The sequence below is a fragment of the Roseibium sp. FZY0029 genome, assembly GCF_036350355.1.
GTDB lineage: Bacteria > Pseudomonadota > Alphaproteobacteria > Rhizobiales > Stappiaceae > Roseibium.
Window position 1 is genome coordinate 484,692 of record NZ_JAZDVZ010000005.1, and the last position, 14,005, is coordinate 498,696.

Below are 14,005 nucleotides of genomic sequence, written 5' to 3' on the forward strand. Positions count from 1 at the left end.
GGCGGGTGGCCCACAGGGCTGCTCAAGGGAGGAAAACATGGAAAATCTGGCTCCGCGACCGGGAGATCTTGAGCCTATTGAAACAGCCAGCCGGGACGAATTGTCGGCCCTGCAATTGCAGAGATTGCAGTGGTCTCTCAATCATTCCTACGAAAATGTCCCGCTTTTCAGGAAACGCTTCGATGAAAAAGGCGTCCATCCTTCAGACTTGAAGACCCTTGCCGACTTGTCGAAATTTCCGTTCACGACCAAGAGCGACCTGAGGGACAATTATCCTTTCGGCCTCTTTGCCGTGCCGCGCGACAAGATCGTGCGCGTGCATGCGTCTTCCGGCACCACGGGGAAACCGACGGTCGTCGGATACACGGCGAATGACATCGACATGTGGGCCGGACTTGTCGCGCGCTCCATTCGTGCGTCCGGCGGGCGGCCTGGCGATATCATTCACGTCGCCTATGGCTACGGGCTTTTCACCGGTGGGCTCGGTGCTCACTACGGCGCTGAAAAGTTAGGGTGCACCGTCGTTCCTGTCTCCGGTGGCATGACGGAACGCCAGGTGACGCTGATCCAGGACTTCAAACCTCGCATCATCATGGTGACGCCGTCCTATCTCCTGTCCATTCTGGATGAGTTCCGCAGACAGGGAATTGATCCGCGCGAAACGTCTCTTGCCACAGGGATCTTCGGCGCAGAGCCCTGGACCAACGCGATGCGCTCGGAAATAGAAGACGCATTCGACATGCATGCGGTCGACATTTATGGCCTGTCGGAGGTTCTTGGGCCGGGTGTTGCGAACGAATGTGTGGAGACCAAGGATGGCCTGCATATCTGGGAGGATCATTTCTATCCAGAAATCATCGACCCGGTGACCGGTGATGTGCTGCCGGATGGCGAGATCGGGGAACTAGTCTTTACCACGCTCACCAAGGAAGGCCTGCCGATGGTCCGTTACCGCACCCGCGACCTGACCCGGCTTTTGCCCGGCACGGCTCGGTCCATGCGGCGGATGGAAAAGATCACAGGCCGCTCCGATGACATGATCATCCTTCGCGGCGTCAATGTGTTCCCAACCCAGATCGAGGAGCAGATCCTGAAATGCGAAGGGCTGTCTCCGCATTTCCAGATCGAATTGTCCCGGTCCGATAGGCTTGATGTCATGACGGTACATGTGGAAGCCTTGCCGAATGCGGCGGCGGATGATGCGCGTCAGGCCTCGGCCAGGGAACTCTCGCACCACATCAAGAGCGTGGTCGGCGTGTCGGCAAAGATCGATGTCACCGAACCAGGCAAGGTGGAGCGTTCTGCCGGAAAGGCAAAACGGGTCGTCGATAACCGTCCGAAAGAGTAAGCAATCCAGTTCCGTATCGCGCTCGGCCGTGGTTCGCACGAGCCGGGACTGGGGCACGGACAAAAAGCTGGACGCCCTCGGCAACTTTGCTAGAACCCTTCGACAAAGAAAAAGGCCACCCGATCAGGTGGCCTTCTTCCTTTTAAGCTGCTGATGCCTCAGGCAGAGGCCGGCCATTCCTTGGCGACTAGTGTCAGAACGTCATACTGAGCGACCGGTTCATCGTTCTGGTTGGTCACGAGGCAATCCCACCGCACTTCGCCATAGTCGGCAGAAATTCTTGGCGAAATTTCCTTGGCGGTCAGCTGGACCTTGAGCGCGTCACCCGCATTGACCGGCGTCATGAAACGCAGGCTGTCGACGCCGTAGTTCGCCAGCACCGGTCCTTCGTCCGGATCAACGAATAGACCAGCGGCAAAGGAGACGATCAGATAGCCGTGTGCTACCCGGCCTTCAAAGAACGGGTTCCGTTTCGCTGCGTCTTCATCCATGTGGGCATAGAAGGTATCGCCGGTGAAGGTCGCGAAATGCTCGATGTCTTCCAGCGAAACTTCCCGCGACTTCGTGTGGAGCTGATCACCGATCTTCAGATCCCTGAGCGACTTGCGGAACGGATGACGGCTGTCCTCCCGCCCTGGAGCACCTGAAACCCACCTTCCGGTGACGGCCCCGAGCAAGGCAGGCGTTCCCTGGACGGCTGTCCGCTGCATGTAATGTTTGACCGAGCGCAGGCCGCCAAGCTCTTCGCCGCCCCCTGCCCGGCCCGGCCCGCCATGGACAAGCATTGGCAAAGGAGATCCGTGACCGGTCGAGGATTTTGCGCTTTGACGGTTGCCGATCACGACACGGCCGTGGAACGGCGCCATACCGAGCACCGCCTCTTCCGCAACCGACCGATCATTCGTGAATAGAGACGCTACCAGAGAGCCCTTGCCCTTGTGGGTCAGTTCAACAGCTTCTTCCAATTCGTCGTAGGGCATCAATGTCGCTACCGGACCAAACGCCTCTACCGAGTGGACCGCTTCAGCGCTCATGGGATTGTCGCAATGCAACAGAACCGGTCCAGCAAACGCTCCCTTCGCCGGGCCTGTCTGGTCGAGGCCAGGCACAATTTCGGCCTCTGCTTTCAGATCGGCGACACGTGCTAGCACTTCTTCACGCTGGCTGGCAGAAGCAAGCGGCCCCATCGACACGGCTTCGTCACGCGGATCGCCGATCACCGCCTTGCCGAGCCGCTTACAAAGCGCATCCGCAACTGCTGCAGAGAGTTTGCGAGGGACGATAACCCGGCGAATGGCCGTGCACTTCTGCCCTGCCTTCACCGTCATTTCCCGGGCAACTTCCTTGATGAAGAGATCAAATTCGGGATCTTCCGCGCTGACATCCGGCCCCAGCACGGCAGCGTTGAGACTGTCGGCTTCCATGGAGAAGCGCACGGAATTTTGCACGATGGCTGGCGTTTGACGCAGCATCTGCCCCGTGGCTGCGGATCCGGTGAAGGTGACAACATCCTGCCCCGTGACGTGGTCGATCAGATCTCCCGCCGATCCGCACAGCAGTTGAAGCGAACCTTCCGGAAGAATTCCGGTCGCCAGAATATGGCGCACCATCAGTTCGGTGAGATAGGCGGTCTGGCTCGCGGGCTTGACCAGACACGGAACCCCGGCAATCAGGGCCGGAGCAATTTTTTCCAGCATTCCCCAGCACGGGAAGTTGAAAGCATTGATATGAACGGCGACGCCCTGCAAAGGTGTCAGCACGTGTTGGCCGGAAAAGGTGTTGTCCCGCGACAACGGCTCCACCGCGCCCTCGACAAAAACCCGGGTGTTCGGCATTTCCCGCCGGGCCTTTGAAGAATAGGCAAACATGGTGCCGATACCGCCCTCGATATCGATCCAGCTGTCCTTGCGTGTGGCACCGGTCGCAAAGCTCTCCTGGTAGAAGATTTCCTTCTGCTCCGTCAGCGCCTGAGCCAGGGTTTTCAGCATCAGGGCGCGCTCGTGATAGGTCATCTTGCGAAGGGCCTTGCCGCCTGTGTCGCGGCCCCAGGCCAGCGCTTCGGCAAGATCCAGACCGGAGGCGTCAATTGTTGCAACGGGAGCGCCGGTTGCGGCATCCAGCAAAGGTTTGCCTTCTGCCTTTCCTTGCCGCCAGCTACCGGCGAGGTAGCTTTCCAAAACGCGGACTTTGTGCGGGTGAGCGGTCATATTAAATCCAGTTCTTGAGGCGGGACGGGCTCAGGCGTCGTAGGTGACGACAAGGCGTTTGCTGAGCGGACGCGACTGGCATGTAAGAACGTAACCGTCACGGATTTCATCGTCCTCCAGAGCGTGGTTGGCGGCCATTTCGACCTCTCCTTCCAGCACCTTGCCACGGCAAGTGGAGCACACTCCGGCGCAACAGGAATATGGTGCATCAATGTTATGGCGATGTGCAGCTTCCAGAATGGTCTCGCCCGGCTCCATGTGAATTTCGCGTGTGGTGCCGTCGATTGTCAGGCGAAGATCAGCTTCTTTCGCCGAGCCATCGATGACTTCCGGGCGAAGTTTTGCCGGCAAGCGCCCTGGCTGGTCGGACTTGAAGAGTTCCTGACGGATCTTGTCCGCTTCAACGCCTCGCGCTTCCAGACTTGTGCGAACGGTCTCCATCATGCCGTGGGGACCACACAGGAAAGCAACGTCAATGTCCTGAGGGTCGATCAGCGTGTCGAACAGGTCGTTCAATTTCTCTTGGTCGACGCGGCCGGAAAACAGTTCGGTATCCTGCGCATCGCTCTTGAGGATATGGATCACCTGCAGGCGGCCGAGATAGCGGTTCTTCAAGTCCTCAAGTTCCTCGCGGAACATGATGGAGGAAATCTGCCGGTTGGCATAAACCAGCGTGAATTGAGAATTCGGTTCGCGTGCCAACACCGTTTTCAGGATAGATAGAATGGGGGTAATGCCCGAACCACCGGCAAAACCGACGTAAAAACGCGCAAGGTCCGGATTGATCGGGGCGTTGAAGCTGCCGAGTGGCGGCATGGCCTCGAGCATATCCCCAGGCCGCATGCTTTCATGAGCCCAGCAGGAAAAAGCGCCGCCATCAACGCGCTTGATCCCCACTTTCAGCGTTCCGTCCTCGGTGCCGGCGCAAATAGAGTAGCAACGGCGTACTTCATGGCCATCGAAGTCGCGCCGGAACGTCAGATACTGTCCCTGCTCGAAGCGGAACAGATCCTGTTCTTCTGGCTTCGGTTGCAAGGTAACGACGACGGAATCTCTTGTATCCGGCGTCACCTCAGTCACTGTCAGCGCATGAAACCGCGACATGCATGTCCTCCCGAAACATGATCTGGAGCGCCTTCCGGTTCCGGCTTTGAGGCGCTCGTCGAATAACCCTGGCCGCAGAACGGAAGCCTCAAGCCTCCCTGCGCGACCAGACTAGAAGCCGTGCCCTCTCAGTGGCACTTGAAGTAATCGAATGGCTCCAGGCAGGCCTGGCAGCGATAAGCTGCCTTGCAGGGTGTGGAGCCAAACTGACTGATCTTTTCCGTGTTTTCCGAACCGCAGCGCGGACAGGCGACCTTGAAATCGCCTTGACCTGTCAGTCGCGCCATCCGTCCGGCAGCCGAACTGTCGGAACGGGTTCCGTCAACCGGCGGCGCAATGCCGTATGCGCGCAGTTTTTCCCGGCCCGCTTTCGTCAACCAGTCGGTCGTCCATGGCGGGCTGAGCTGCTGCTCAAGACGCACGTTCGAAACACCGCATTCCAGCAACTTGGTTTCAATATCGAGATTGATTATGGCTGTTGCCGGGCAGCCGCTGTAGGTCGGCGTGACGGTTACAACAAGAGTTTCGTCCTGCCAGGCGACATCACGGATGACACCCAGATCCGTCAGAGACAGAACCGGGATTTCCGGATCCGGTATCTCCGACAACCATTTCCAGACGATGTCCTCGGTAACAGGCATGGCGTCACCAGGTTGCGCCGGGATAGGCGCGCTGCAGGAACTGCATTTCCGCAAGTAGATGCCCCAGATGTTCCGAATGACGTCCCGTCAAGCCACCGGTATGGGCAAATTCGTCTTCCGGTGCTGTGAGTGTCGCCTGGTCCAGAACCGCATCAACGGTTTCCTGCCACGCCACTTTCAAGGACGCAGGATCCGGAGCAAGACCAGCTTCCGCCATTGCGGTGTCGACGGCGTCGCTGATAAACATTTCTCCGGTGTAAGACCATAGGGCATCGAGCGCCTGCTGCATGCGGCGATGACTTTCCGCGGTGCCGTCACCAAGCCGGATCACAAGGTCGGCGGAGCGATCAAGATGATAGGCAACTTCCTTGCCGGCCTTGGCGGCAATGGCTGCGATCCTCTCGTCTTTCGAACCTTTTAGAGCCTCAAGCAACGGCACCTGATAGGCGTCGATCAGGAACTGCCTCATCAGCGTTTGGCCGAAATCTCCGTTCGGCTGTTCGGCGAGCAGAAAGTTGCGAAAGTCCCAGGCGTCACGAAGATAAGCCAGCTCGTTTTCGCCGCGCCCCTCCCCCTCGACTTCACCTGCAAGGCCGAGCCACATCCGCGCCTGCCCAATTAGATCGAGCGCGACATTCGCGAGCGCGATATCTTCTTCAAGGACCGGTGAATGTCCACACCACTCGGAAACGCGGTGTCCGAGCACCAGCGCGGTATCGCCCCGGCGCAGCAGCCACTCAAAGAGAATATCGTTTGAGATAAGATCGGTAGCGCGGGCCATTACATTTTTCCGACTTCATCAGGAATGTCGTAAAAACTCGGGTGCCTGTAGATCTTGTCCATGGACGGCTCGAACAGGGCATCCTTGGCGCCGGGATCTGATGCGGTGATCTGCGCTGACGGGACCACCCAGATAGAAACGCCTTCCTTGCGTCGTGTGTAAACATCGCGCGCGTTCTTGATCGCCATCTCGGCATCCGGAGCATGAAGGGAGCCGACATGACGATGATTGAGTCCGTGCTGACCACGAATAAAGACCTCCCAGAGGGGCCATTCCTTTTTCATGATTTCCTCCGAAATGTCAGGCTGCGGCACTGGAACAACGTGCCGACCGCCAGAGAGTGGCGTCCTTCACATGGTCCCAGCCGAAGGCAAGATCCGTTGATCCATGGGTGTTCAGATAGTCGAGTTTTTGCAAGGCTTCCTGGAGCGTCGGCTCATGGCCAACGTCGACCGGCCACATGACGAAATGCATCCGTTCCATGACTTCGAACCATTCAGCCCGCCGGTCGTAAATGCGTTTATGGACGGTCTTGAAGACAAAGTTTTCCAAAGAGCTCACGTCAGTCCACACCGACAGGTTTGGGATCACCAGCGGGTCGTTATCGCTGGCCATGGAAGTGGCGTTGCCAGCCTCGTCCTTCAAGCGCCAGACAAACCCGCTGCTGCGTTCGGCGGCTGCGTTGACACGGTCCAGATTGTTGACGAAATCTGCGATCCGGGGATCGGTTATTTCATAACGCAGCCGCGCGACATTCAATTCAGCCAGGTGTTGTTTCCTGATCATGTATCTTACTCGGCGGCGGTTCGTGCAGCGGTCCGCTTGTCAGCATGCGCCATCAGTCCGTCACGCACCCAGGCACCATCTTCCCAGGCCCTGACCCGCGCTTCCATCCGCTCTCTGTTGCAAGGGCCGTTGCCCTTCAGCACTTCGAAAAATTCGCTCCAGTCCGGTTCGGAGAAGTCGTAGCCGCCCTTTTCCTCATTCCATTTGAGGTTCTCATCTGGAACCTTCAGTCCGAGGTACTCAGCTTGGGGAACGGTCTGGTCGACAAATTTCTGACGGAGCTCGTCATTCGTGTTGATCTTGATTTTCCACGCCATTGACTGAGCGGAATGCACAGAATCCTTGTCAGAAGGACCGAACATCATCAGCGACGGATACCAGAACCTGTTCAAGGCATCCTGCGCCATCCGGCGTTGCGCCGGCGAGCCCTTGGCCATCTTCATCATGATGTCGTAGCCCTGGCGTTGGTGGAAACTCTCTTCCTTGCAGATGCGGATCATCGCCCGGGAATACGGTCCGAAAGATGTTCTCTGCAGCGGCACCTGATTCATGATGGCCGCACCATCCACCAGCCAACCGACCGCGCCGATATCCGCCCATGTCAGTGTCGGGTAATTGAAGATCGAGGAGTATTTCATCTTGCCGGCGTGCAGCAGCTCAATCAGCTCATCCCGGCTGACGCCGAGCGTTTCTGCCGCACAGTAGAGGTAAAGCCCATGACCAGCCTCGTCCTGCACCTTGGCAAGCAGGATGGCCTTGCGTTCAAGCGTCGGCGCACGCGTGATCCAGTTGCCTTCCGGAAGCTGTCCGACAATTTCCGAGTGGGCATGCTGGCCAATCTGGCGGATCAGGGTCTTGCGATAGCCTTCCGGCATCCAGTCCGTCGGCTCGATCTTCTCGCCACGGTCAATGCGTTCCTGGAAGGCGCGTTCCTGTTCCGTCATTTCGGAAAGAGAACGTACTTTGGTCGCGTCGGTTTTTACCATCTGGGCATACATGACGCCTCCTTTCGTCATGTTGAATTTCCGAAAGGATACCCTACAAAGCATCACAGAAAAAGCATGAATTTAAAAATTTTTGTGATGTTTTTGTTTCCTGCGCCCCCGTCAGGTTCATTTCATTTTTTATTTCAGGCACTTGAAGAAAGTGCGCGCATCCGTTTCAAAACGGGGTCTGGCGCTTCGGCCAACAGACCATCCTGGTTCATAAGGTTTTGGGCGATGTAACCGTCAGCACCTGGAGACAGGTCTCGGTAAAGGGCGGCAAAGAGCGATCTTGCCTCATAACCGCTCCAGTCTTTTGGCAAAATCGAGCGTGGCAGACGCGGGTCTCGCAAGCGAATGCCGCGGTAGGCATGCACGAGCGCGAGACGAAACAGCAGCGCGGATCTCGGCAATAGCCCTGTCGCAACAAGGTCCTGCATCGGCCTGAAGTGTGACACAAACTCCGCGTAGTCACGGTCAAGAGAGAAAAGACCAAACGCGGAGCTGGCGATGTTTTCCAGATCGCCTCGGTTAGGCACGTCCGTTGCGCGAAACGTTGTGCCAAGAAGCGGGCGCCCCGGCCTGTCAGCCCCGATGTAAACATTGCCTTCCAGGGAGGCAAAACCGAACCGCATCAGAATCGCCTGATCCGCAGCTTCAGTGCAATGGGTCAAAAGCCAGCCGCAATCGGTATCTTCGGGGCCATAGAACAAATCGGCCGCGAGGTGGTACTCCTCTCGCGCGTCCGGCGTCAAAGCATAGAAACTTCGCCGGCCTTCCCTCTCACCCGTCAGCTGACCTTTGGTCACAAGACGGGAAACTGCCGTTCTGACCAGGGATTCATTGACCCCGAAACTGGCGCACAGGCTGATGAGATCTCCCATCCACAACACACCGCCGCGCGGTTCGACGATATCGCCGTAGATCGTTACGATCAGCTGCGCGGCTTTGGGCGGAAACGGCTGCAGAAAACCTTCCGTCAGACTTTCAGTATCAGTGTGCATGAAGCTTTTGATCCATCGGCTTTTTTCGGAAGTTTACCCGCTGGTTGCCGGCAAACCAAGACGTTCGAAAACGCGCCTGGCAACAAACCGGTATATGTGGTCTTGAAAAACAAAAACCTGAACGTTATAAAGTTACGCGTTATATAATTACATCTCTGTGGAAGTCACATCCGATGCCCCTCTCCTTTCCCGCGCTCCAAGCCGGCGTCAACCGCTCGCTTCGTCTGACTGCACCTGCCACCGCTGCGCTTCTGACCCTGGCTGTGAACGCACATGCCGAAGCCCCTTCGGTCGTTACCTCGATCAAACCGCTCCAATCCATCGCTGCCGCCGTTATGGAAGGTGTAGGAACCCCATATGTGCTCATCGACGGAGCATCTTCTCCCCATGGGTATGCGTTAAAACCGTCCCAGGCTTTTCTGCTTCAAGGGGCCGATGTGGTTTTCTGGGTCGGCCCGGAATTGGCTCCCTCCCTCAAGAAGCCTATCGAAACCATGGCAAAGAACGCCGTATCTGTCGAACTGATCGATGCCGCGGGTATCCATCAACTTGATATCCGTGAAGGCGCTACCTTCGAAGCTCATGATCACCATCATGATGAGGGCGGCTCGGAAGAAGAACATGCTGGTCATGACCACGACCATTCCGCTCATGATCATGACGAAGTGCATGAAGCTTCTGATCACGATGATCACGATCACGGCGACCATGACCACGATGAAGAGCATCATCACGCGGAGCATGATGCCGTTGACCCGCATATCTGGCTGAATCCGGAAAACGGCGTCGAGATTGCAAAGATCATGGCAGAAACCCTTGCTGAACGGGACCCTGCCAATGCCGACATTTACAAAAAGAACGCGTCGGCATTCGCTAAACGGATCGGTGAACTCGACGAAGAGATTTCCGCCGAACTCGCCCCCTTGGCGGACCACAAGTTCATCGTGTTCCACGACGCTTACCACCATTTCGAACACCATTACGATATCGAGGCAAGCGGCTCTATCACCGTTTCTCCGGAAGCTTTGGCCAGTGCGGACAGGATCAAGGCTATTCAGAACAAGATCAGCGAACTCAATGTCAGTTGCGTGTTTCAAGAGCCGCAGTTTGACTCCAAGCTGGTTTCCGTTGTCCTGGAAGGCAGCAAAGCAAAGTCAGCCACGCTCGACCCGCTGGGAACCGAGCTGGAAAACGGACCGGACCTTTACCCGCAAGTCCTGAAGGGGCTAGCAGATTCCTTGAAGGGATGTCTGGACGGAGCGTCCTGAGAGTGATCGTTCGAGGAAAAACAAAAAACCGCCGAAGGTTTCCCTTCGGCGGTTTTTTTGTTCCAGTCCTTGCTCAGGACGTTCTGGCTTTTTCGCGAGCAGCTTCTGTTTTCTCGATTGCCTCCAACAGGTGCATGTCCCTGTCGTAGACATCTGTATAGAAGCCGATAGTCCCGTCCACCTCCGGCCATGCCGTGAAGTAGGACACATAGACGGGAATATCACCCGTGACCTTTTCCTGTTCGTTCTGGCCAGCCGAGATACGCGAACTCACGTAATCCTTGGACTTCCCTAGAACAGCAGCGGCCATGGCGCGAGGGTCCTGAAGGCGAATGCAGCCGTGGCTGTACGCACGCATGTCTTTCTTGAAGAGGCTCTTCGCTGGCGTGTCATGCATGTAGATGTGATGCTTGTTGGGGAAGAGAATCTTGACCTCCCCTAGTGCATTCGAGCTGCCCGGATACTGGCGTACATTGACGGATTGCTGTTTGGAGGCAACCGCGTACCAATCGACTGCAGACGAGGAGATCTGGCGACCGCCCGGTGTCGTGACTTCGTAGCCGGCACGATCGAGATAGCTGGGATCCTTGGCGAGTTTCGGCAGCATTTCATTGACGATGATCGAATACGGAACGCCCCAATAAGGATTGTATTCAACGATCTGGATCTTGTCGTAGAAGAAGTTGGTCTGATTGGACTTCTTGCCGACAACGACACGCATGCTCAGCGGATCTTCGCCCGGCGCCGTATAGGTGGCTGTAAAGGCTGCCTGATTGATGAAGACCTTGCGCTCGCCAAGTTGCTCGGGCAACCAGCGGCTCCGCTCCATGGCCAGTTCGACCTTTGCGATCTTTGCCGCGTTGGTCTCTCCGACCATCGCATTGATGGTGTTCTTGCCGATGATGCCATCCGGCGTGAGCTTGGCTTCCTTCTGGAAGGACTTCACCAGCTCAACAAGTTCCGGAGAATAGAGTTCTGCGCCGTCGTAGGCCGCCAGCGTTTCTGCATGAGCCGTCTTGAGCTCCTCGGAACCGTTCTTGTTGATCGCGGCGACGATATTCTTCATTTCAGGGCTGGACTTGCCCGCTTTGAGGAAAGTGCCCGGCGCGATGACGATCTGGTCGGCGTCCTCGTCTTCAGCTTTCAGGCGGGCAAGCTCTTCCGTCAGTTTGCGGAAATGGTCGCTCTGCGGCTGTACTTGCGCAACTTCAGCTTCAACATCCGAAGCATTCTTGAAACTTTCCAGAGCGCTGACAAGATCAACCGCATGCCGAGGCAGGTCGTGATACTCGGAAATGCGGTTCGGATCGACGCGGCCGCGTTTGGAATCCAGAACATACGTCAGAACCGCTGCGCTCATTTCCATTTCAAAACGCATCATCGCGGTATCAAGCGCCTCGCCTTCCAGTCCGGCGGTCGCGGGAAGATCCACAAGGTAGTCATCCGGGTTAAGCGCATATTTGGCGGTATCACCGAGGCCGCGGCGCATGGCCATTGCCTTGTCGGCGGGCTTACCGTCCTTGACCCATACGAAATCGGGATGTTCGCGATAATAGGAGATAACCGCTTCGCCAACTTCCGGCAAAACCGTCAGAGTCATCTTCTTCAACGCCGGGCGCGCAGCGTCGAACGCAGTCGGCACGACAGGAGCCTGAGGCAAGCTATCGCTCTCAACGGCCGGTGTTTCGGCAACTTCACCGGATTGTACGCCGGGCTTCACCTCGGCTGTTTTCATCTCCGACAGCTCTGCAAGAGAGACCGCCTTCCAGCTATCGGGCGTGTAATTGAGGTAACGGGGAGCTGAGACCCTGGCGCTAACAACTTTCTTGCGCAGATCCTGCTGTTGCTGCTGCCGTTCCCGCTCCTGCTGGCGCCGATGCGCTTCAGGATTGAACAGGCGTTGAAACAGGCCTTGCGCGGATGCCGTTTCGACAGTCGCAAGATTGAACCCGGAAAAGAGAACCGTCGCCATCAGGCCGGCCCTGAAGGACGCGCCAAGCACAGAGCGTGTCCGGTTTTTCCTGGAACCTTCGCCCAGTGCCATTTCATTCGCTCGCATTGTTTAAACCCGTTTGTTTTATGTCTGTTTGAACCTGAAGCCTTGCGCAAGTCTTCCAGGTTTTATCATTCCCTGCCAGGATCGAAGACGTTCCAGCACATGCGCGACCGACAACGGTTTAAGGTGCATGGTGCGGGCTTTGCAGTTTCCATTTAACCGGAGCCACCCTCCGACTCCCTGAAACTGCGTCTTAAAACGCTTGATACTATAACAGGGTTCATCAGATGGTTAAGGGGCGTGGTCATACACAGGTTTGAAATCAGACAAGTGTGGCGATAATGCCTCGTACCCGCTTCGCCTTGTTTGGCCTCCCGAACGTTTGCGCGGCCAAATCCGGGTATTTTTAAAAGCGCTTCAAAGTGACCGTCGTCACTTCACCCTTCGCTGCGACGACGTATCACGGCATCACGAATTAGTGAGAAAGCCGGAGTGCAACATGCCGTTTCAATTCAATGTCGGTGATCATTCGTCACCAATCTGGAAATACACCAGTTTCAATTCCTCCCAGTATTCAAAGCTGAAGTGGGCCCGGAACAAATTATTCAAGATGGTCAAGAACAACCCGTCGTGTAATGCCTATTTCCGCACGCTGCCCAGAGGGCGCAGCCTGTCGGACATGATCAACGACAGCACGATCTGGGTGAATTACGGCCCGACGATATCACCGCTGCACGGGGAAATTCATGTTCCTTCCGGCGAAATCGCGATAGGCGACAGAGCTTTCAAAATGGGGAGATGGATGGTGCTTGCGACCATTATCCATGAGTTCGCACACCACAATGGCGCACCGATCACCGGTGGCGATACGCGTGCGGAGGAAGCCGTCTACCATTGCGGCCTTGGCACTGCGAAGGAGTATTATGAGGGTGTTGACGATCCAAGCACGCCTTACGACCCACACGTGGGCGGCTGATCGACATTCCATGATGCGCGGCCCCAATGCCAGGGGCCGCACATGGAACAATAAAGCCGGATCAGAACGGGATCTCGTCGTCCATTGGGCCACCGCCGCCACCGGACGGGCCGCCGTAACCGCCACCGCTGCTGGAACCACCACTGTAGCCGCCGCCGAAATTCCCTCCGGAACCAGAACCGCCACCGCCAAAGCCGCCTCCGCCGCCCTGTGAGTCATTGCCGTAATCGGGGAGACCACCGGATGCACCGCCGCCTTCGCCGCGGCCGTCAAGCATGGTCAGGTTGGAGTTGAACCCCTGCAAAACGATTTCCGTCGAGTACCGGTCCTGGCCGGACTGATCCTGCCACTTACGGGTCTGAAGCTGACCTTCCAGATAGACCTTCGAGCCTTTACGCAAATACTGCTCGGCGACTTTGCACAAACCGTCGTTGAAGATCACCACCCGGTGCCATTCCGTCTTTTCGCGACGCTCGCCGGTGTTGCGATCACGCCAGGATTCCGACGTCGCAATCCGGAGATTGGCGATCGGGCGGCCATCCTGCGTGCGGCGGATTTCCGGGTCTGCTCCCAGATTACCGACCAAAATTACCTTGTTGACGCTGCCCGCCATACTGCACTCCTGTTTGTTTTTCGCTGACCGGACCGCCGATATGCACGTGCTTCTCCGGCACGCTTCGGCAATCAGCCCGCGCTGCAAGCTTTGCTGCTAGAAACCAGAACCCTAACGGCCCGCCAACAGCTTCGCCGCTATTTTCGCCTGCCTTCAACCATTTTCCACAAGGCAGCACGAAATTCGCCACCGGCATCGTGCGCTCAAAATTCGAGCAGTTCCAAACGATACCACCATGAATTGCGGGTCGTTACAATTTGCTCCGTCTTTGTTCCAGACTTAACGTCACGATCTGTCA

General features: G+C 56.9%; 14 protein-coding genes. 3 read left to right on the forward strand and 11 right to left on the reverse strand.

The window, feature by feature from the left end; all coding sequences use genetic code 11:
• Positions 1-37 precede the first annotated feature (37 nt).
• Positions 38-1,348, forward strand: a complete 1,311-nt coding sequence (gene paaK, locus V1T76_RS16975) for a phenylacetate--CoA ligase PaaK (protein WP_330561831.1) — start codon at positions 38-40, stop codon at positions 1,346-1,348.
• A 158-nt stretch (positions 1,349-1,506) separates the two neighbouring features.
• Here paaK and paaZ read toward each other — a convergent pair whose 3' ends face one another.
• The 8 genes from paaZ to V1T76_RS17015 all read right to left on the reverse strand — a co-directional run bounded on the left by paaZ (position 1,507) and on the right by V1T76_RS17015 (position 8,854).
• The gene (gene paaZ / locus V1T76_RS16980; RefSeq protein ID WP_330561832.1) at positions 1,507-3,555 is read right to left on the reverse strand and encodes a phenylacetic acid degradation bifunctional protein PaaZ; all 2,049 of its coding nucleotides are present in this window, start codon (positions 3,553-3,555) and stop codon (positions 1,507-1,509) included.
• Positions 3,556-3,585: 30 nt separating this feature from the next.
• On the reverse strand, positions 3,586-4,659 hold the full coding sequence (gene paaE, locus V1T76_RS16985) for a 1,2-phenylacetyl-CoA epoxidase subunit PaaE (protein ID WP_330561833.1): 1,074 nt from the start codon (positions 4,657-4,659) through the stop codon (positions 3,586-3,588).
• A gap of 128 nt (positions 4,660-4,787) precedes the next feature.
• A complete protein-coding gene (gene paaD / locus V1T76_RS16990; RefSeq protein ID WP_330561834.1) occupies positions 4,788-5,300 on the reverse strand; it encodes a 1,2-phenylacetyl-CoA epoxidase subunit PaaD in 513 nt (170 codons plus the stop codon).
• A gap of 4 nt (positions 5,301-5,304) precedes the next feature.
• Positions 5,305-6,081 carry a 1,2-phenylacetyl-CoA epoxidase subunit PaaC gene (gene paaC / locus V1T76_RS16995; protein ID WP_330561835.1) on the reverse strand — a complete coding sequence of 259 codons (777 nt, stop codon included), beginning with the start codon at positions 6,079-6,081 and terminating at the stop codon, positions 5,305-5,307.
• Positions 6,081-6,365, reverse strand: a complete 285-nt coding sequence (gene paaB, locus V1T76_RS17000) for a 1,2-phenylacetyl-CoA epoxidase subunit PaaB (protein WP_006933303.1) — start codon at positions 6,363-6,365, stop codon at positions 6,081-6,083. Before paaB ends, paaC begins: the two co-directional genes overlap by 1 nt.
• A gap of 16 nt (positions 6,366-6,381) precedes the next feature.
• Entirely contained in the window at positions 6,382-6,867 is a 486-nt protein-coding gene (locus V1T76_RS17005; RefSeq protein WP_330561836.1) for a DUF3291 domain-containing protein, read from the reverse strand.
• Positions 6,868-6,872: 5 nt separating this feature from the next.
• Complete coding sequence (gene paaA, locus V1T76_RS17010) at positions 6,873-7,865, reverse strand: 1,2-phenylacetyl-CoA epoxidase subunit PaaA (protein WP_330561982.1); 993 nt, start codon at positions 7,863-7,865, stop codon at positions 6,873-6,875.
• Positions 7,866-7,996: 131 nt separating this feature from the next.
• Complete coding sequence (locus V1T76_RS17015; RefSeq protein WP_330561837.1) at positions 7,997-8,854, reverse strand: PaaX family transcriptional regulator; 858 nt, start codon at positions 8,852-8,854, stop codon at positions 7,997-7,999.
• Between the two features lie 44 nt (positions 8,855-8,898).
• Between V1T76_RS17015 and V1T76_RS17020 the strand changes: the two genes are divergently transcribed.
• Positions 8,899-10,122: a zinc ABC transporter substrate-binding protein gene (locus tag V1T76_RS17020; protein WP_330561838.1), complete on the forward strand. Its 1,224-nt coding sequence runs from the start codon at positions 8,899-8,901 to the stop codon at positions 10,120-10,122.
• A gap of 73 nt (positions 10,123-10,195) precedes the next feature.
• Here the strand turns inward: V1T76_RS17020 and V1T76_RS17025 are convergent, their stop codons facing one another.
• Positions 10,196-12,181: a L,D-transpeptidase family protein gene (locus V1T76_RS17025; protein WP_330561839.1), complete on the reverse strand. Its 1,986-nt coding sequence runs from the start codon at positions 12,179-12,181 to the stop codon at positions 10,196-10,198.
• 436 nt (positions 12,182-12,617) lie between these two features.
• Here V1T76_RS17025 and V1T76_RS17030 point away from each other — a divergent pair, with 436 nt between their 5' ends.
• On the forward strand, positions 12,618-13,094 hold the full coding sequence (locus V1T76_RS17030) for a hypothetical protein (RefSeq protein ID WP_330561840.1): 477 nt from the start codon (positions 12,618-12,620) through the stop codon (positions 13,092-13,094).
• A gap of 61 nt (positions 13,095-13,155) precedes the next feature.
• Here the strand turns inward: V1T76_RS17030 and V1T76_RS17035 are convergent, their stop codons facing one another.
• Both V1T76_RS17035 and V1T76_RS17040 read right to left on the reverse strand, forming a co-directional pair.
• Positions 13,156-13,707 carry a single-stranded DNA-binding protein gene (locus tag V1T76_RS17035; protein WP_330561841.1) on the reverse strand — a complete coding sequence of 184 codons (552 nt, stop codon included), beginning with the start codon at positions 13,705-13,707 and terminating at the stop codon, positions 13,156-13,158.
• Positions 13,670-13,903 carry a hypothetical protein gene (locus V1T76_RS17040; protein ID WP_330561842.1) on the reverse strand — a complete coding sequence of 78 codons (234 nt, stop codon included), beginning with the start codon at positions 13,901-13,903 and terminating at the stop codon, positions 13,670-13,672. Before V1T76_RS17040 ends, V1T76_RS17035 begins: the two co-directional genes overlap by 38 nt.
• Positions 13,904-14,005 lie beyond the last annotated feature (102 nt).